The 18,597-nt window shown below is 70.2% G+C and carries 14 protein-coding genes; 6 read left to right on the top strand and 8 right to left on the bottom strand.

Annotated elements, in window-relative coordinates; all coding sequences use genetic code 11:
- The first annotated feature begins 67 nt into the window (after positions 1–67).
- A complete protein-coding gene (locus tag ACFQV6_RS34110; protein WP_378031780.1) occupies positions 68–2,188 on the top strand; it encodes an ATP-binding protein in 2,121 nt (706 codons plus the stop codon).
- A gap of 190 nt (positions 2,189–2,378) precedes the next feature.
- Here ACFQV6_RS34110 and ACFQV6_RS34105 read toward each other — a convergent pair whose 3' ends face one another.
- The 6 genes from ACFQV6_RS34105 to ACFQV6_RS34080 all read right to left on the bottom strand — a co-directional run bounded on the left by ACFQV6_RS34105 (position 2,379) and on the right by ACFQV6_RS34080 (position 10,538).
- Positions 2,379–3,710, bottom strand: a complete 1,332-nt coding sequence (locus tag ACFQV6_RS34105) for an NAD(P)/FAD-dependent oxidoreductase (protein ID WP_378031779.1) — start codon at positions 3,708–3,710, stop codon at positions 2,379–2,381.
- The gene (locus tag ACFQV6_RS34100) at positions 3,711–4,151 is read right to left on the bottom strand and encodes an Lrp/AsnC family transcriptional regulator (protein ID WP_378031861.1); all 441 of its coding nucleotides are present in this window, start codon (positions 4,149–4,151) and stop codon (positions 3,711–3,713) included.
- 37 nt (positions 4,152–4,188) lie between these two features.
- On the bottom strand, positions 4,189–5,454 hold the full coding sequence (gene gabT / locus ACFQV6_RS34095) for a 4-aminobutyrate--2-oxoglutarate transaminase (RefSeq protein ID WP_378031778.1): 1,266 nt from the start codon (positions 5,452–5,454) through the stop codon (positions 4,189–4,191).
- Positions 5,454–6,890 carry a gamma-aminobutyraldehyde dehydrogenase gene (locus tag ACFQV6_RS34090; RefSeq protein WP_378031777.1) on the bottom strand — a complete coding sequence of 479 codons (1,437 nt, stop codon included), beginning with the start codon at positions 6,888–6,890 and terminating at the stop codon, positions 5,454–5,456. The genes gabT and ACFQV6_RS34090 overlap by 1 nt, the downstream gene beginning before the upstream one ends.
- Before the next feature lie 106 nt (positions 6,891–6,996).
- Entirely contained in the window at positions 6,997–8,202 is a 1,206-nt protein-coding gene (locus tag ACFQV6_RS34085) for a PP2C family protein-serine/threonine phosphatase (RefSeq protein ID WP_378031776.1), read from the bottom strand.
- A gap of 47 nt (positions 8,203–8,249) precedes the next feature.
- Positions 8,250–10,538, bottom strand: coding sequence for a glycoside hydrolase family 3 N-terminal domain-containing protein (locus ACFQV6_RS34080; protein ID WP_378031860.1), 2,289 nt, complete (start codon positions 10,536–10,538; stop codon positions 8,250–8,252).
- A gap of 371 nt (positions 10,539–10,909) precedes the next feature.
- Here ACFQV6_RS34080 and ACFQV6_RS34075 point away from each other — a divergent pair, with 371 nt between their 5' ends.
- From ACFQV6_RS34075 to ACFQV6_RS34065, 3 genes are read left to right on the top strand one after another with little or no spacing between them, the layout of a single operon-like run.
- On the top strand, positions 10,910–12,232 hold the full coding sequence (locus ACFQV6_RS34075) for an extracellular solute-binding protein (RefSeq protein ID WP_378031775.1): 1,323 nt from the start codon (positions 10,910–10,912) through the stop codon (positions 12,230–12,232).
- Positions 12,229–13,155, top strand: coding sequence for a carbohydrate ABC transporter permease (locus ACFQV6_RS34070; protein ID WP_378031774.1), 927 nt, complete (start codon positions 12,229–12,231; stop codon positions 13,153–13,155). The genes ACFQV6_RS34075 and ACFQV6_RS34070 overlap by 4 nt, the downstream gene beginning before the upstream one ends.
- Before the next feature lie 10 nt (positions 13,156–13,165).
- Entirely contained in the window at positions 13,166–14,059 is an 894-nt protein-coding gene (locus tag ACFQV6_RS34065; RefSeq protein WP_378031773.1) for a carbohydrate ABC transporter permease, read from the top strand.
- A gap of 95 nt (positions 14,060–14,154) precedes the next feature.
- Here ACFQV6_RS34065 and ACFQV6_RS34060 read toward each other — a convergent pair whose 3' ends face one another.
- Together ACFQV6_RS34060 and ACFQV6_RS34055 are read right to left on the bottom strand one after the other, a co-directional pair.
- Entirely contained in the window at positions 14,155–15,168 is a 1,014-nt protein-coding gene (locus ACFQV6_RS34060; protein WP_378031772.1) for a LacI family DNA-binding transcriptional regulator, read from the bottom strand.
- Between the two features lie 78 nt (positions 15,169–15,246).
- A complete protein-coding gene (locus ACFQV6_RS34055) occupies positions 15,247–16,128 on the bottom strand; it encodes an LLM class F420-dependent oxidoreductase (RefSeq protein ID WP_378031771.1) in 882 nt (293 codons plus the stop codon).
- A 364-nt stretch (positions 16,129–16,492) separates the two neighbouring features.
- Between ACFQV6_RS34055 and ACFQV6_RS34050 the strand changes: the two genes are divergently transcribed.
- Positions 16,493–16,954, top strand: a complete 462-nt coding sequence (locus ACFQV6_RS34050; RefSeq protein ID WP_378031770.1) for an Hsp20/alpha crystallin family protein — start codon at positions 16,493–16,495, stop codon at positions 16,952–16,954.
- 419 nt (positions 16,955–17,373) lie between these two features.
- Entirely contained in the window at positions 17,374–18,420 is a 1,047-nt protein-coding gene (locus tag ACFQV6_RS34045) for a P1 family peptidase (RefSeq protein ID WP_378031769.1), read from the top strand.
- Positions 18,421–18,597 lie beyond the last annotated feature (177 nt).

Genomic DNA, 18,597 nt, shown 5'->3' with positions numbered 1-18,597 from the left:
CGGTAAGTGGGTAAGGCGCTCCGCACGCTCGTTGCCGCGAGCGCGTGCCGGAGGAACGGGGCGGATCATGGTGATGCTGGACGAAGAGGTGCTCAGCAACCCCGTACGCCTGCGAGCGGTGGACCACGCGCTGCGGACCATGCCCGGCCATGTCGCCCGGCTCGACGACGTGGCAGCGCTCGCCGCCCGCCTGGCGGATGCCCCGATGGCCGCGGTGACCCTGGTCGGCGACGAGGAGGAGTTCTTCCTCGGCTCGCACGCCATGCCCGAGCGCCTTGTCGCACCGCGCCGCGCACCGCTCGCCTACTCGGTCTGCAAGTACGTCGTCTGCGCCGACCGGATGGTGCGCTCCGGCGACATGGGCGCCGACCCCGACGAGGCGCTCTGCGAGCACCTGCTCGCCACCGAGTTCGGCATCCGGGCGTTTCTGGGCGTACCCGTCCGTGACCGGGACGACCGCCCGCTCGGCTCCCTCAGCGTCTTCGACCGCCACACCCGCGGCTGGACCGACGAGCAGGCGGCCACGCTCCTGACGATCGCGGAGACCCTGCTGACGCCCGCCGAAGCCGGCCACGGCCTCACCCCGGACAACGGCGCCTTCCTCGGCGCCGTGCTGGAGAGCCTGGACGCCGGCGTGATCGCCTGCGACCGGACCGGCCGGGTCGTCTTCGCCAACCGCGCGCTGCGGGCGACCCGCGGTATCCCCGCCGACGGCCCGATCCCCGACGACTACCAGCAGCGGACCCCCGGCCTGCTGCGCGGTCCCGACCAGCGCCCGCTGACCTGGGAGCAGACCCCGATGATGCGGGCGCTGCGCGGCGAGCACATCTTCTCGGAGGACGTCTACAGCCAGCTACCCGGCCACCGGGCCCGGATCTTCGACACCACCGCGCAGCCCGTCTACGACGCCGGCGGCCACCTGGCCGGTGCCGTCGCCGTCGCGCACGAGGTCACCGCGCTGCGCCGGGCGGAACGGTTCCGCGCCTGCCACCTCGCGGTCGAGCACGTCCTCAAGCAATCGCGGTCGGCGGATCGGGCGGCGCCGCAGGTGCTCCAGGCGGTCACCACCACGCTCGGCTGGCCGTCCGCCGAGCTCTTTCTGATCGACGACGACACCGCGACCCTGCAGTCCGTCGGCCACTGGGACTCCTCCGGGCTCGACCCGGACGGCTTCTTCGGGCACACCCCGGTCCGCGGCGAGGGCATCACCGGCCGGGTCTGGGAGACCTGCCGGGCCATCTGGGTGCCCGACCTGGCGCTCAGCCAGGACCTGCGTACCTCGCACGAGCGCGAGCGGGTCGACGTCTGCCTGCGGCGCGGCGTACGCACCGCACTGGCCGTACCGGTCCGCGACGGTGACTCGCTGCTCGGGGTTCTCACCTGTTACGCCGGCACCCAGGAGTACGAGCCGGACCTGCTGACCGTGCTGCTGGACGGGGTGGCGGCGCAGATCGGCGTCTTCGTGGCCCAGCGCCGCTGTGAGGAGCTGGCCCGCCAGCTGGCCCGGGCGCAGGGTGACTTCATCGACCTGGTGGGGCACGAGTTGCGTACCCCGCTGACCTCGATCACCGCGAACGCCGCCATCCTCGCCGAGGAGGCCGCCGGCCTGGACCCGGACTGCCAGGAGATGGCCCGGGTGATCGCCCGCAACGCGGCCTCCCTGCAGCGGATCTCCGACACCCTGCTGGACCTGGCGGGCCTGGAGTCCGGCCATCTCGTCCCGGACGTCCGTCCGGTCGATCTGGCCGCTCTCATCCTCGAGGCGGCCGCGACGGCGGGTCGTCCCGGTGACCTGCTCACCGTGGAGACCGACCTTCCCGCCGAACTGCACCTGCCCGCCGACGCCGACCTCCTCCGTCAGATGATCAACGACCTGCTGTCCAACGCTGTCCGTTACAGCCCACCGGGATCCGAGGTCCACATCTCCCTGCGTGCCGAGGACACCCTCGCCGAACTCTGCATCGCCGACGAGGGCATCGGCACGCCGTCCGCCGAACGGGCCCGCGCCTTCGACCGCTTCTTCCGCGGTAGCAACGTCCGCCACCAGGGCACCAGCGGCAGCGGTCTCGGCCTGAGCCTGGCCCGCGCCATCGTGGTCCTGCACGGCGGCACCATCCGCCTCGAGGAGAACCGCCCCACCGGCACCGTCGTCCGCGTCCGCCTACCCCTCTCCGGACCCAAGACGTGATTTGACCGCTTGCGCTCACTGATTTTTTGGTACGGCCGACGAACAGCTCTCGAGGGTCAGCGCGATCTGAGCGTCACTCCGGGCCGCAGCGCGACCGCCGGGCTGAAGCGCCTGCCCACTGCCGACGGTGATGCCTCCCGCGGTGTTCCCCCTGAGCCCTCATGTCACCTCACCCCGGCGGCCGTCGGTTTCAGGCAGTGCGGCGATCCCACGCGTCCAGGATCGCGGTGGCGCGCAGGGCGGTGTTGATGCCGAGCCAGCGGGCGGGTTCCGGCTCCCAGCGGCGGCTGCGGTGCCCGACCCAGGGGAGTGCGGTCAGTTCGCTCTCGCCGGCGTGGCCCGCGATGAGGGTGGCGAGAGTGCGGCCCGCGAGGTTGGCGGCCGCGACGCCGTCTCCCACGTAGCCGCCCGCCCAGGCCAGCCCGTCGTGCAGGCCCACCGACGGCATCCAGTCGCGGGGGATGCCCAGCGGCCCGCCCCACCGCCGCGCGATCGGCGGATCGATCTCGAAGAGCTCGGTGAGGGTGCGGCGCAGCGCCTCGAAGACCCTCGGCTCCAGGTCGTATTCGGGGCGAACCCGGGATCCGAAGTGGTACGGCGCGCCCCGGCCACCGAACGCGAGACGGTCGTCAGCGGTCCGCTGGCCGTAAATGATCATGCGACGCTCGTCGGTGAAGGTCTCCCGGCGTGCCAGCCCGGCACGCTGCCAGAACTCGCCGGGCAGCGGCTCGGTGGCGATCATCAGGGAGTAGACCGGCGCGAGCGCCCGCCGGTGCCCGCGCAGCCCGGCGGTGTATCCCTCCAGAGCGCGCACGACAGTGGTGGCACGAACGGTGCCGCTGCCGGTCACCACCCGCCCGCGTTCCAGGCGCTCCACGCGGGTGCCCTCGTGGACGGTCACGCCGAGCCGCTCCACCGCGTCGGCGAGGCCGCGAACCAGCTTGGCCGGATGCAGCGACGCGCAGTGCTCGCTGTAGATGCCACCGAGCACACCGGTGGCGCCGCAGATCGCGCTCGCCTCCGCGGCGCCGAGGAACCCCTCCGCCCCGCGGGCCCGCCGCAGCTGGGCGCGGGTGCGGACCAGCGAGATCGTGCCGCCCTTGGCGTAGTCGCAGTCGATGCCCTCGGCAGCCGCCGCCCGGCCCACCTCGTCCACCGCGCCTTCGAGGGCACGGTGCATCGCGGCGGCGCGTTCCGGCCCGTACCGGCGGGCCAGCTTCGCCTCGGAGACCGGGAAGAGCCCGGACGCCCAGCCGCCGTTACGGCCGGACGCGCCGAAACCGCAGTACTCCGCCTCCAGCACCACGATCCGCAGGTCCGGGGCCGCTTTCGCCAGGTAGTAGGCGGTCCAGAGGCCGGTGTAGCCGCCGCCCGCGATCGCCACGTCGGCGACCGTGTCACCGGCGAGCGCGGGGCGCTTCTCAACCGGGCCCTTCCCGGCCGAGGGCTTATCGGCCGGGTGCTTATCGGCCGGGTGCTTATCGGCCGGGTAGAGCGAGTCCAGCCAGAAGGACGGGCTCATCTATCGGGTTCCCCAGGCATAGGTCTGTTTGGCGAGCTTCAGGTACATGAAGGTGTCGGTCGCGGCGACACCTTCGATCGCCCGGACCTTCTCGTTGAGCAGATCCAGCAGGTGCTCGTCGTCGGTGCAGACGAGCTCCACGAGCAGGTCGTAGCGACCGGCGCAGATCACCACGTAGTCGACCTCCGGGATCGCCGCGATCTCGTCGGCGATCGCCCGGAGGTCCCCGTTGACCCGCAGGCCGACCATGGCCTGGCGAGCGAAGCCCAGGGTCAGCGGGTCGGTCACCGCGACGATCTGCATGAGGTCGTTGTCGAGCAGCCGTTGCACCCGCTGGCGTACGGCTGCCTCGGAGAGCCCGATGGTCTTGGCCAGTGTCGCGTACGACATCCGGCCGTCCCGTTGCAGGTGCTCGATGATCTGCTTGTTGATTTCGTCCAGGGCCACGTCCGTCACGCCGCGATTCTTCCTTACGCCGTCAGTGGAACGCGGCACGCAGGATCGAGAGTCCCCGATCGAGGTCCTCGTCGGAGATCACCAGCGGCGGCAGGAACCGGAGCACGTTGCCGTAGGTCCCGCAGGTGAGGGTGAGCAGGCCCGCCTCGTGGCAGGCCTTCGACACGGCCGCCGTGCGGATCGGGTCCGGCTCGATCCCGCCGGGCCGCACCAGCTCGATCGCGAGCATGGCGCCGCGGCCACGAACCTCGGCGATTCCGGGGTCCGCGATCTGCTCCAGGGCCGGCTTCAGGATGCTCTCGATGTGGCGTGCCGCCGCGGCCAGGTCGAGCTCACGCATCGTCTCGATGGCGGCGAGCGCGGCGGCGCAGGCCACCGGGTTCCCGCCGTACGTGCCGCCCAGCCCACCGGCGTGCACCGCGTCCATCAGGTCGGCCCGGCCCACCACACCGGCGATCGGCAGGCCGCCGCCCATGCCCTTGGCCGTCGTGATCAGGTCGGGTTCGAGCTGCTCGTCCTCCGACGCGAACCACTGACCGGTACGGCAGAACCCGGTCTGGATCTCGTCGGCGACGAAGACCGCGCCGGCCTCCGCCGTCCACGCCGCGATCGCCGGCAGGAACCCGGGTGCGGGCGCCACGAAGCCGCCCTCGCCCTGGATCGGCTCGATCAGCACGGCCGCGACGTTGCCCGCGCCGACCTGCTTCTCGATCACGTCGATGGCCCGCCGGGCCGCCTCCGCACCGCTCAGCCCGCCGTCGCGCAGCGGGTACGACATCGGCGCCCGGTAGACCTCCGGGGCGAACGGGCCGAACCGGTGCTTGTACGGCATGTTCTTCGCCGTCAGCGCCATGGTCAGGTTGGTCCGCCCGTGGTACGCGTGGTCGAACACCACGACCGCCTGCCGCCCGGTGGCGTGCCGTGCGATCTTGACGGCGTTCTCCACCGCCTCGGCGCCCGAGTTGAACAGCGCGGCCCGCTTCTCGAAGCTCCCCGGCGTCAGCTCGATCAGCTGCTCGCAGACGGACACGTAACTCTCGTAGGGCGCGACCATGAAGCAGGTGTGGGTGAACCTCTCCACCTGCTCACGGACGGCGGCCACCACCCGCGGTGCCGCGTTGCCCACGTTGGTGACCGCGATGCCCGAGGCGAAGTCGATCCACTCCCGGCCCTCGAGGTCGGTCAGCGTGCCGCCGCCCGCTTCCCGTACGTAGGACGAGATGGTCGAGCCGACCCCGCGCGCGACCGCCGCGACCCGCCGCTTGTGCAGTTCCTCCGACGTGGTCATCAGGCGCCCACGTGGTGCATGACGTGCTTGATCCGGGTGTAGTCCTCGAACCCGTACACCGAGAGGTCCTTGCCGTGCCCGGAGTGCTTGAAACCGCCGTGCGGCATCTCGGCGACCAGCGGGATGTGGCAGTTGACCCAGACACAGCCGAAGTCGAGGCGCTGCGTCATCCGCATCGCCCTGCCGTGGTCCCTGGTCCAGACGCTGGAGGCGAGGGCGTACTCCACGCCGTTGGCGTAGCGGACCGCCTCGTCCTCGTCGGTGAACCTCTGCACGGTGATGACCGGGCCGAAGACCTCGTTCTGGATGATCTCGTCGTCCTGGCGCAGGCCGGAGACGACGGTGGGTGAGTAGAAGTAGCCGCGGTCGCCGACCCGGGCGCCTCCGGCGTTGAGCACCGCGTGGTCGGGGAGCCGGTCGATGAAGCCGCTGACCCGGGCCAGCTGGTTCGCGTTGTTGACCGGGCCGTAGAGCACGTCCTCGTCGTCCGGTGCGCCGGTTCTGGTGTTGCGCGCCTGCTCGGCGAGCGCGGCGACGAAGTCGTCGTGGATGCCCGGCGCGACGAGCACCCGGGTGGCGGCGGTGCAGTCCTGGCCGGCGTTGAAGTACCCGGCCTCGGCGATCGACGCGGCGGCCGCCTCGACGTCGGCGTCGTCGAAGACCACGACCGGTGCCTTGCCGCCCAGCTCCAGGTGGGTGCGCTTGAGGTCGGCGGCGGCGCTGCCCGCGACCTCCATCCCGGCCCGCACCGAGCCGGTGATCGAGACCATCTGCGGTGTGCGGTGGGTGACCAGGGCGCGGCCGGTGTCCCGGTCGCCGAGGACCACGTTGAACAGGCCGGCCGGCAGGAACTCGGCGGCGATCTCGGCGAGCAGCACGCTGGTGACAGGGGTGGTGTCGGACGGCTTGAGCACCACGGCGTTGCCCGCCGAGAGCGCCGGGGCGATCTTCCACATCGCCATCAGCAGCGGATAGTTCCACGGGGTGACCTGGGCGCACACGCCGATCGGCTCGCGCCGCACGTAGCTCTCGTAGCCGTTCATGTACTGCCCGGCGGAGCGGCCCTCGAGCACCCGGGCCGCACCGGCGAAGAACCGCAGGTGGTCGATGGCGGGCGGGAGCTCCTCGCTGGCGGTGAGGCCGAGCGGCTTGCCGGTGTTCTGCGACTCGGCGGCCACCAGCTCGTCCGCGCGGGCCTCGATGGCGTCGGCGAACTTCAGCAGCGCCCGCTGCCGGTCACTCGGTGTGGTGTCACGCCACTTCTCGAAGGCGGACGCCGCGGCCGTCATGGCCCGGTCCACGTCCTCGGCGCCGGAGACCGGCGCGGAGGCGAACACCTCGCCGGTGGACGGGTCGATCAGGTCCTCGTAGCGCCCCCCGGCGGGCGCGACCGCCTCGCCGTTGACGAAGTTGTGCAATGCCGTCTTGGCGGTCATGCGGCCTCCAGCCGTGGGATCAGTGCATGCGGCCCCATCTTTTCCGCTGAATCCGTGGCGAACAAGAGGGTTCAGAGATTTTTCCGCAGCTGTGACGGCCTGGCCCTCACGTCCGGCGGCGGACCGCCAGCACGGCGACGTCGTCGGTCGGTTGCTCCTCGCCCGCGATAGCCATGACGGTAGCGCACACCGCCTCCGGCGGGACCGCGTGCACCGCGTTGATCAACCGGTCGAGCCCGACGTCGATCACCCGGTCGCGGCGCTCCACCACGCCGTCGGTGTAGCAGAGGAGCACGCCGTCCTCGGGAAAGGGCATCTCGGTGCTGCGCCGCGGCCCGGTTATCCGGCCCACCCCGAGCGGCGGGTCGATCGGGAACTCGATCAGCACCGACGGACGGCCCGGCTCGGCCAGAACCGGCCGGAGGTGCCCGGCGGAGGAGATCACGATCCGGGTCCGGTCCGGGCTGATCATGGCGTACAGGGCGGTGGTGAGGTTGCCGGCCTCGAAGTGATGGACCTTGCGGTCGAGCAGGGTGAGTGCCTCCGCCGGATCGTCGCAGATCAGCGCGTACGCCCGGAGCGCGCTGCGGACCCGGCCCATCACCACCGCCGACGCGAGGCCGTGCCCGGAGACGTCGCCGATCACCACGCCGAGCCAGCCGGACGGGAGGGTGAAGACGTCGTACCAGTCGCCGCCGATGCCGACCGAGTGGCCCGGCAGATAGCGGGCGGCCATCTCGACGCCGGGCACCTCGGGCAGCCGGGGCGGAAGGAGGCTGCGCTGCAGCGCCAGCGCGGCCGCCTGATCGATCTTGGCCGACCGGATCCGGCCGGCCACCCCGGCCCGGTCCGCCGCCAGTTCGAGCAGACGGACGTCGTCGTCGCCGAAGGCGCGCCTGGTCAGGGAGCCGACGTGCAGCACCCCGACCAGATCGCGACCCGCCATGATCGGCACGCCCAGCAACGACCGGATGCCCTTCTCCAGCAGGATCGGGTTCAGCACGTCGTCGCTCGTGACGTCGATCAGGCGCACCGGCTCGCGGGTCGCGGCGACCCGCCCGGCGAAGCCGTGACCCACCGCGACCCGGAACCCGGCACGAACCTCCTCCTCGAGGCCCTTCGCGGCGGTCGCGACCAGTTGCTGGGCGTGCAGGTCCAGCAGCAGGATCGCCGCCGTGTCGACGTCGAGCAGGTCACGGACCCGGTCGAGCAACTCGTCGAGGAGGTCGGAGACGTCCAGCCGGGACAGCGTCGCATCAGTGATCGCTTCGAGGCGCCGCAGGCGCTCGTCGACATTGATGGGTCGGGGCACACCCGAAAGCCTAGTGTCCGAGCCGGGCACCGGAATGCCACCGCCCCTCACGATTGTGCAGGCAGCACCTCTACCGGCGTGTCCAGCCGGCGACCGGTTCCGGCCTCACGGACCTTGCCGGTCAGCGTGATCGTGCCCTGGCACGGCAGGTCACCGGCCGAGGTGCCGACGGAGATGCGCAGCTCACCGGGCTCGACGATGCGCCGCATCCGGCGGCCGGTGTAGGCCACGCGGTCGGTGTGCACACGGAAAGTCACGTCCGCCGCGGCTCCGGCGGCCAGCTGGACCCGGCGGAAGCCGGTCAACTGAATCACCGGACGGGTGACCTCGGCGACCGGATCGGCCAGATACAGCTGCACCACCTCGGCACCCTCGCGCGATCCGGTGTTGGTGAGCCGGACGGTCACGCTGAACTCGCCGTCGGTCGGGACCTCGGCCTCGCTGACCCGGAGGTCACCCACGGTGAACGTGGTGTACGACCGGCCGTGCCCGAACGCGTACAGCGGGGTGGGGTCGAGGTTGCTGACACCGAGGTGCACGGCGCCGAGCCGCGGCTGCAGGTAGGTACCCGGCTGTCCGCCCGGGTGCCGGGGGATCTGCACCGGCAGCTTGCCGCTCGGCTGGATCCGGCCGGAGAGGACACCGGCGATCGCGGCGCCGCCCTCCTCACCCGGCATGAACGCCTGCACCAGGCCGGCGGCGCGGCCGGCCACGTCGCCCAGCGCGTACGGGCGGCCGGAGACGACCACCACCACGACCGGTTTGCCGGTGGCGAGAAGCGCTTCGACGAACTCCGCCTGGACGCCGGGGAGCCGCAGGTCCGCCGCGTCGCAGCCCTCGCCGGAGGTGCCGTTGCCGAAGAGCCCGGCCAGGTCACCGACGAACGCCAGGCACACGTCGGCGGACTCGGCCGCGGCCACCGCGGCGGCGAACCCGGAACGGTCGCCGCCGCTGACCGCGCAGCCGGTCTCGTGGACGATCTCGGCGTCCGGCAGCTCGGCACGCAGCGCTGTCACGGCGTCGGGCAGGCCGATGCCGGGGTCGATGCCGGGGTAGCGGGGGAGGACGTGGTTGGGGAAGGCGTAGCAGCCGAGGAAGGTGCGGGCGTCGGCAGCGCACGGCCCGACGACCGCGATCCGCGTACCGGCGCCGGAGAGGGGGAGCGCTGTGCCGGGGTCGAGCAGGACGATCGAGCGTTCGGCCAGCTCGCGGGCGAGGGCGCGGTTGCTCTCCGAGTCCAGGTCGGCGTCCGGGGCGCCGGCGACCGTACGCTCCGGGGTCCAGCCCTCGTCGAGCAGGCCCAGCTCGGCCTTCTGGATCAGGGCCCGGCGGGCCGCCCGGTCCACGTACATCTCGTCGACGTCACCGCGGCGCACCCGGTCCACCAGGTTCTCGCCGAAGCCGATGGTGTCCGGAAGTTCCACGTCGATGCCGGCGGTCAGCGACAGGACACCGGCGTCTCCGGCGTCGGCGGCCAGACCGTGGTTGCCGGCCAGGAACGGCACGGCCCAGTAGTCGGAGACCACCGTGCCGGTGAAGCCCCACTCGTCCCGGAGCAGTTCGGTCAGCAGCCACGAGTCGGCACCGGCCGGTACGCCGTCCACGTCGGCGTACGAGTTCATCACCGAGCCGGCGCCGGCCTCGACGATCGCGGTCTCGAACGGCGGGAGGATGACGTCGAGCAGCTCCCGGCGGCCCATCGGCACCGGGCCGTGGTTGCGGGCGCCGCGGGACGCGGAGTACCCGGCGAAGTGCTTGAGCGTCGCGATCACGCCGGCGCTCTGCAACCCGCGCACGTAGGCCGCGGCGACCCGCGCCACCAGGAACGGGTCCTCGCTGATCGCCTCCTCGACCCGGCCCCACCGGTAGTCGCGCACCACGTCGAGAACCGGCGACAGCCCCTGGTGCACACCGAGCGCTGCCATGTCCCGCCCGATCGCGCCGGCCATACGCTCGATCAGATCAGGATCGAAGGTTGCGCCCCACGCGGTCGCCGACGGGTATACGGTCGCCCCGTGCGCGGTGAAACCGGTGAGGCACTCCTCGTGAACCAGCGCGGGGATACCGAGCCGGTTCGAGGCCATGACGATCCGCTGCTGGCGGACCAGTTCGGCAGCGCCCTCGGCGACGGTCAAGGGATAACTGCCGTAGATGCGGGTGAGGTGACCGAGGCCGTGGCGGCTCGCCTCTTCGAGAGCGGGGGCGCCGGAGAACTCGTCTTCCATCGGCGCCACGTTGTGGCTCTCCTCCGGCTCCGGGCCGGCGGCGCCGGTGGCTCCCTTGTCCTTACCCAGCCAGCGGCTGCCGAGCTGTGCCACCTTCTCCTCGAGCGTCATCTCGGCGAGCAGTGCATCGACCCGATCAGCTGCCGGAAGGCTCGGGTCACGCCAGGGCTGGAGCGCCTGATCAGCAGTCAACGGTTCCTCCGATAGTTTCCGAAACTTTCGGGAGCCGCCGGACTTCGGCGATCTGCCCGCGACACGCCCGCGGGCGGGCGTTCGTGCCGCTTACTCTCGCGCCCTGAGCACTGTTACGGCAAGGGTCTTGACACTCGTCACAACGAAACCCTAGTTTTACGAAACCTCACGTTAATTTACAGCCGCAGATCGAAACTTTCGAAACTTAACCGGTTCGGGATGATCGGCGGCGAGACGTTGCCATATCACCAGCCGCTCCCCAGGCGGCTTCTTCGAGTACGGAGATCAGCGTGAAGCGCAGGAGTTTCTTGACCATCTCCGCCGGCACCGCCGCGGGTGCCGCGCTCGCCGCCTGCGGCAATGACGGCCCCGGTGACGACAGTTCCGGAGGTGCGAGCGGCGCGGGAGCGGCCAGTTACTGGTCCCTCAGCGGCGAGCCCGGCGAGCCGTACCGTAAAGCCGCCACCGAGCGGTTCAACAAGGCGAACCCGGACAGCAAGATCACCCCCACGTTCTTCCAGAACGACGCCTACAAGGCGAAGATCAAGACGGCGCTCGGCGCCAACCAGGCCCCCACCATGATCTGGGGCTGGGGCGGCGGCGGCCTCAAGAGCTACGTCGACGCCGGCCAGGTCGAGGACCTGACCGACTGGCTGGCCCAGAACGCACCGGTCAAGGACAAGATCCTCCCGTCCTCGTTCGGCGCCGCCACGGTCAACGGCAAGGTCTACGCGTTCCCGGTCGAGACGGTCCAGCCGATCGTCCTCTTCTACAACAAGAAGATCTTCGACCAGGTCGGCGTGCAGCCGCCGCAGAGCTACGGCGACATCCTCGACCTGATCCCCAAGTTCAACGCCAAGGGCATCGCGCCGTTCTCGCTCGCCGGCCAGTCCCGGTGGACGAACATGATGTGGCTCGAGTTCATGCTCGACCGCAACGCCGGCTCCGAGGTGTTCGACAACGTCTTCGCCGGCAAGGCGGGCTCCTGGTCCGACCCGGCCGTCCTGGACATGCTGACCAAGGTCCAGGACCTGGTGAAGCAGAACGCCTTCCAGAAGGGCTTCGCCTCCACCGTCGCCGACACCAACGCCGACCAGGCCCTGCTCTACACCGGCAAGGCCGCGATGATGGTGCACGGCTCCTGGTCGTTCGGCATCCAGAAGGCCAACGGCGGCAAGTTCGTCGCCGACGGCGGCCTGGGCTGGATGAACTTCCCGCCGATCGACGGCGGCAAGGGCGACCCGAGCAACACCGTCGGCAACCCCGGCCAGTACCTGTCGATCTCCTCCAAGGCGACCCCGGAGGCCAAGGAGACCGCGAAGAAGTTCTTCTCCACCACGCTCGTCGACGACGAGGAGAAGGCCGGCTGGGTCAAGTCCGGCGGCGTTCCGGTGCTCAAGGGCGCCGAGAGCCTGTTCACCGGCGACGACGCGCAGTTCCTCAAGGACATGTCGACGATCGCGGCCAACGCCAAGACCTTCGCGCAGTCGTGGGACCAGGCGCTGAGCCCGACCGCTGCCGAGGTGCTGCTGGACAACATCGCCAAGCTGTTCCAGCTCCAGGTCACCCCGCAGCAGTGGGTCGACAACATGAACGGGGTCATCGGTAAATGACGACGCTCGCTCCGCCCGTCGTACGTGGTCAGGAGCCCACCAGATCCAGCGGCGGGCGGAGCGGCTCCGTCGTGTGGATGGCCCTGCCGGCGTTCATCATGTTCGTCTTCTTCGGGATCATCCCGCTGTTCGGAGTGATCGCGCTCAGCTTCGCCACGTGGAACGGCATCACGCCGACCATCGAGCTGACCGGCCTCGTCAGCTGGAAAGCGGCCCTCACCAACCCGGGCCTGCCGAACGCGCTGTGGGTCACCTTCCTGATCATGGCGCTCTCCTGGATCGTGCAGACCCCGATCTCGATCCTGCTCGGTGTCTTCATGGCCCGCCAGACCCGGTACCGCGGATTCCTCGCGGTCTTCTACTTCATCCCGCTGCTGCTCAGCTCCGCGGCCATCGCGATCACCTACAAGTCGCTGCTCGACCCGAACTTCGGGCTGGGCGCCGGCCTCGGGATCGAGGCGCTGAACCAGAACTGGCTCGGTCAGGCCAACCTGGCCATCGCCACGCTGATCTTCGTGGTCTCCTGGCAGTTCATCCCGTTCCACTCGCTGATCTACCAGGGCGCGGTCCGGCAGATCCCCAATTCGATGTACGAGGCGGCGCAGATCGACGGCGCCGGGCGGGTGCGGCAGTTCTTCGGCATCACGCTGCCGCAGCTCAAGTACACGATCATCACGTCGTCGACGCTGATGGTGGTGGGCTCGCTGACCTTCTTCGACCTGATCTGGGTGCTGACCGCCGGTGGTCCCGGCGACGCCACTCGCGCCCTCGCGGTGCAGATGTACCAGCAGGGCTTCCAGGCCAGCCTGATGGGCCCGGCCAGCGCGATCGCCGTCATCCTGGTCCTGGTCGGCCTCGGCCTCTCGCTGCTGTTGCGGCGACTGGGCGGGCGCGCCGACGAGAGCCAGATGGAAGGAGCCTGAGGTGGCGACGATGACCCCCACGGCCCACAAACAGGCCGGCCGGCCACCGGTGTCGCACGCACCCCGGCGGTCGATGGGCCGCCGCATGCGCGAGATGAACTGGATCGGCGGCGGATTCGGCTGGTTCTGGCTGCTCATCGTGATGCTGCCGCTCTACTGGCTCGTCATCACCAGCTTCAAGACCCAGTCGAACTACTTCTTCACCAACCCGCTGAAGCCGCCGGCCGAGTTCACCATGGAAAATTACCAACTGGTGGTCGAGAGCGACTTCGTCCGGTTCTTCATGAACAGCGTCATCGTCACCGCCGGCGCGGTTCTGCCGGCCACGCTGATCTCGTTCATGGCGGCCTACGCGATCGTCCGCGGCGCCGGCAACCGGTTCCTGAAGACGGTCAACGGGATCTTCCTGATGGGGCTGGCCATCCCGCTCCAGGCGGTGATCATCCCGGTCTACCTGATCATCATCAAGATGGAGCTGTACGACACGCTCCAAGCGATCATCCTGCCGTCGATCGCCTTCGCCATCCCGCTGTCGGTGCTGGTCCTGGGCAACTTCATCCGCGACGTCCCGAAGGAGCTCTTCGAGTCGATGCGGATGGACGGCGCCACCGAGTGGGGCACCATGTGGCGGCTCGCCTTCCCGCTCACCCGGCCCGCTCTGATGACCGTGATCATCTACAACGCGGTCGGCATCTGGAACGGGTACCTGCTACCGCTGATCCTCACCCAGAGCCCGGAGCAGTCGACCATCCCGCTCGCGCTCGCCTCGTTCCAGACCCAGTTCGGCGTGAACGTGCCGGCCATCGCCGCCTCGGTCACGCTCACCACGGTCCCGATCGTCCTGCTCTACGCGATCGGCCGCCGCCAGCTCGTCAGCGGCCTGACAGCGGGCTTCAGCAAGTAGGAGCCGGTCAGCTCTCGCACCGCCGCTGAGTGACCAGCACGGATGCTGGTCACTCAGCTCTCGCTTCACCGTTCGATGACCAGCTCGGATGCTGGTCATTGAGCGGCGGCGGTGCTCTCCCTGACCATCAGCTTGGTGACCAGCTCCACCCGGGGAGTCTCGATGGACTCGCCGCGCGACAGCCGCAACACGGTCCGCGCGGCGAGCGCACCCATCTCGGCGAGCGGCTGGCGAACCGTGGTCAGCGGGGGAGAGGCCCACCGCGACTCGGGCAGATCGTCGAAACCGACAACGCTGAGCTGCTCGGGCACCCGCATGCCGCGCCGCCGGGCCGCCTCGCACACACCGAGCGCCATCAGGTCGCTGGACGCGAAGATCGCCGTCGGCGGGTCGGCCAGATCGAGCAGCCGGCACCCGGCAATGAAACCGGACTCGTGGCGGAAGTCGCCGATCTCGATGAGCGCGTCGTCGGCCCGCACACCCGCCGCCTCCAGAGCCGCCCGGTAACCGTCCAGCCGCGCCCGGCTGCACAACAGCTCCTTGGGCCCCGCCACGAAACCGATCCGCCGGTGACCCAGCGACAGCAGATGATCGGTGGCGGTCCGGCCGCCCGACCAGTTCGTCGCGCCGATCGTCGGCACGTCGGACGCCGCCCCGCCGGCCGGGTCGATGATCACCACCGGGACCTTGAGCCGGTGCAACTCGTTGTGCACCGGCTCCGCCACGTCCGAGGTCACGAAGATGACCCCGTCCGACGCGCGGGCCCGCAGATTCTGCAGCCACTGCCTGGTGGCGGTGGTGCGCCGGTGCACCTGGGAGACCACGGTGCCGACACCGGAGGCGTGCGCGACGTCCTCGACGCCGCGGATCAACTCCAGGGCCCACGGGCTGTCCAGGTCGTTGAAAACCAGGTCCACCAGCCGGGCCCGGCCGGAGTGCCGAGAGTTGCGAGGCCGGTAATCGTGCTCACGCAGCAGCCGCTCGATCAGCTCGCGCGTCTGCGGCGAGACGTCGGAACGTCCGTTGAGCACCCTGGACACCGTCGGCACCGAAACCCCGGCTGCCTCCGCGATGGCCGCGATGGTCACGCGTTGCCTGGCCACGGCCATGGGAGCGCTCCTTACCGCCGGTCCATTCGGCTGGAAGTTTCGGACGCGGCATCGAAATCATGCCACGTCCGGCCCCGGTCAGGAGAACTGGGGAATGACCTCCTGCTGGAAACGCAGCAGCGGCTCGTGGTCGTAGGCCACCCGCGGGACGTAGACGATCGCGTAATCAGCGCCCGCCTCGGCGATCCGCTCCAGCTTGCCGATGTTGTCAGCGGTCGAATCCTCCAGCCGAAGATTGAAACTCGTCGACTTGATGATCTGATCGTAGTCGCGTTCCCGCCGCTCACAGTGCTGCTTCAGGATCGCCAGCTTCTCCCGGATCGTGTCCGGGTCGCCGTTGCCGAAGTTGGCGCCGTTCGCGTACTGCGCGACAAGCTTCAACGTGACCTTCTCACCGCCGCCGCCGATCCAGAACGACGGGTGCGGCTTGCGCACACCCTTCGGCTCGTTGATCGGCTGGTCGATCCGGTAGTGCTTACCGGTGAACACGGGCCGGTCCTCGGTCCACATCTTGTGCACGATCTGCACGCCCTCACGGAACGCCGCCATCCGCTCCGGCACGTCGGTCCACTCGTAGCCGTACGCCTTCCACTCGTGCTCGTACCACCCGGCGCCGATACCCGCGTAGAGCCGCCCATGGCTCGCCACATCCACCGTGGAGGCGATCTTGGCGTACAGCGCCGGGTGCCGGTAGCCGTTACAGCCCACCATCTGCCCGATGTTCACCCGGCTCGTGTCCCGCGCCAGCGTCGACGTGACCGTCCACGCCTCGAACGTCGTGTTCATCGTCGGCTCGGGCGTCGTGTGAAAGTGGTCGTACACCCAGATCGAATCCCACGGCCCGGCATCGGCCAGCTTCGCCACCGCGGTCATCGCCTCGTACTGCTCCACCGGGTCGGCGATCTCGACCAGGTCCATCCGCCACCCCTGCGGCACGAAAACCCCGAAACGCATGCTCATGAGATCAACCTACGCTCAACCCCTTTCTCGTACGCCTCCCCGCACACCCTCGCCCAGCCCCTCCATCCCGCCCGCCCTCCATCCCGCCCGCCCTCCATCCGAGGGCGCAACGTCCGGCTGGCTCTCAGGGGTGTCTCGTGCGCCGATCCGGCCCGCTGGAAGCCAGCCGGCGGGCGTGCTCCACGGGCTTCGGAATCGGGTCGAAAAAATCTTGGCGAAGGACTGGCAGTCGGGTCGTGGCAGTGCTAAAAAAATAGTTGTCGCCCCTGGTCAAAGGAATCTGGGAGGCGACCTCGGCAATGGTTGTCAGCCGAGCGCCACGAGCCGCCGGAGAGGCCGGCGGCTGCATCGAGGAGGTGGATCCGTGGTGCTGACTTTCGATCCTTTCCGCGAGTTCGACCGCCTGGCCGGGCAGATGCTCGGCGCCCCGGGCGTCAGCGGCGCCGCCACCGCGGCGATGCCGATGGACCTGTACCGGTCCGGTGACCACTTCGTGCTCCACTGCGACCTCGCCGGCATCGACCCGGGTTCGGTCCAGGTGGACGTCGACGGCCGCGTGCTGACCATCCGCGCCGAACGTTCCGCCCGCACCGACGCCGACGTGCAGTGGGTCCGCCGCGAGCGCGTCACGGGCACCTTCGAACGGCGACTCACCATCGGCGACGGCCTCGACCTCGACCGCATCGCCGCCACCTGGCAGGACGGCGTCCTCACTCTGACCATCCCGGTCGCCGAAGCCGCGAAGCCCCGCCGCATCGAGATCGCCACCGGCCAGTCCCCGGTCATCGAGGGCTCCTCCGCCGACAAGGCCGCCCTCACCACCTGACCCGCACCAAGCACCACCGCACCAACACGCACCATCTGACCCCGCAGCAACAGGCACCACCTGAACCCCGCACCACACAACCCCGCACCACCAAGCCGGCGCGGCGGCCCCACGGCCACCGCGCCGGCTTGACCGTCTACCGCGCCGGCTTGACCGTCTACCGCGCTGGCTTGACCGTCTACCGCGCCGGCTTTCACCGTTACCGCGCCGGCTTTCGCCGTTACCGCGCCGGCTTTCACCGTTACCGCGCCGGCTTGCGTCGCCGACGGCGCGGGCCGCCTCTCAACCGGGGCAGGCGCACACACACCCCGACCGTGCGCTTCTTACCCCACGTCATAGGCCTTGTCGGATCGCACTCCACCTCACCGTGTGCGCTCACCACCCCAACGGCCGGTGCTGGATCCGCGTAGCGTGCGGGAATGACCGTTCCGCAACTGCTGTCGGCTTACGTCGGCCACTGGACCGGATCCGGCACCGGGGTGACCGTGATCCTGCCGCCGCCCGGGACCGTTGGGTCCGGGGAGGTGCGCGGTGGTGCACCGGCGACGCGCGAGTTCGCGTTGCTCGACCCGGTCCGGCTGGTTGATCGGGTGGACGCGGTGGTGCTCTCCGGTGGCTCGGCGTTCGGGCTCTCCGCGGCTGACGGTGTGATGACATTCCTGCGAGAGCGGGGTCTCGGTTTTCCGACACCGGCCGGTCCGGTTCCAATCGTCGTGGGCATGTCGATCTTCGACGGATCGGTGGCTACGACGCCACCAGGTGCCACGGCCGGGCGGGATGCCGCGCTTGCGGCACTGCGTGGAGATGTTCTGAGCAGCGGTACGGTCGGAGCCGGCACCGGCGCCTCGACAGGCAAGTGGCGCGGCCGGCCCGCCCCAGGCGGTGTCGGCTGGGCCCAGGGCAGCTCAGGCGCGGCCCAGCCCAGCGCGGCTCAGGGCGGCGCCGGTCAGCCCAGCGCGGCTCAGGGCGGCGCCGGTCAGCCCAGCGCGGCTCAGGGCGGCGCCGCTCAGCCCAGCGCGGGTCACGGCGGCGCCGGTCAGCCCAGCGCGGGTCAGGGCGGCGTGAGCCAGAGTGGTGCGGCTCAGGGCAGCTCGGGCCAGAACGGCGTGGCCCGGGTCGCGGTGATTGCCGTGGTCAATGCGTGGGGTGATGTGCTGGACGCCGGTGGGCAGCCCCGCTTCGCGGAAGTGCCGGTGGCCGAGGCGCGGGCACCGTTCGGCATGGACAACACGACGATCGCCGTGGTGCTCACCGACGCCCAGCTGACGAAAGCCGACTGCTTCCTGCTCGCGCAGAGCGGCCACACCGGTTTCGCCCGCGCCCTGCACCCCGCCCACTCCCGCTTCGACGGCGACGCCGTGGTAGCTCTCGCCACCGGTGAAGCAGGCCCCGGCATCGACCTGGACCTCCTGCGCGCCACCACCACCGAGATAACCGCCGAAGCCATCCGCTCCGCCATCGCTTGACCCCCGGCTGGGCGTGAGCGGCGCCCCCACGCGCTGAAGGCCCCGCTGAGCGCCAGCTGGTCGACTCGGCTGGGCGTGAGCGGTGCCCAAACGCGCTGATGGCCCCGCTGAGCGCCAGCTGGTCGACTCGGCTGGGCGTGAGCGGTGCCCAAACGCGCTGATGGCCCCGCTGAGCGC

Source organism: Actinoplanes sp. GCM10030250 (assembly GCF_042666575.1).
Lineage (GTDB): Bacteria > Actinomycetota > Actinomycetes > Mycobacteriales > Micromonosporaceae > Actinoplanes.
The sequence above is the reverse complement of the archived record's forward strand: the minus strand, read 5'-3'. Positions and strand labels throughout refer to the sequence as shown.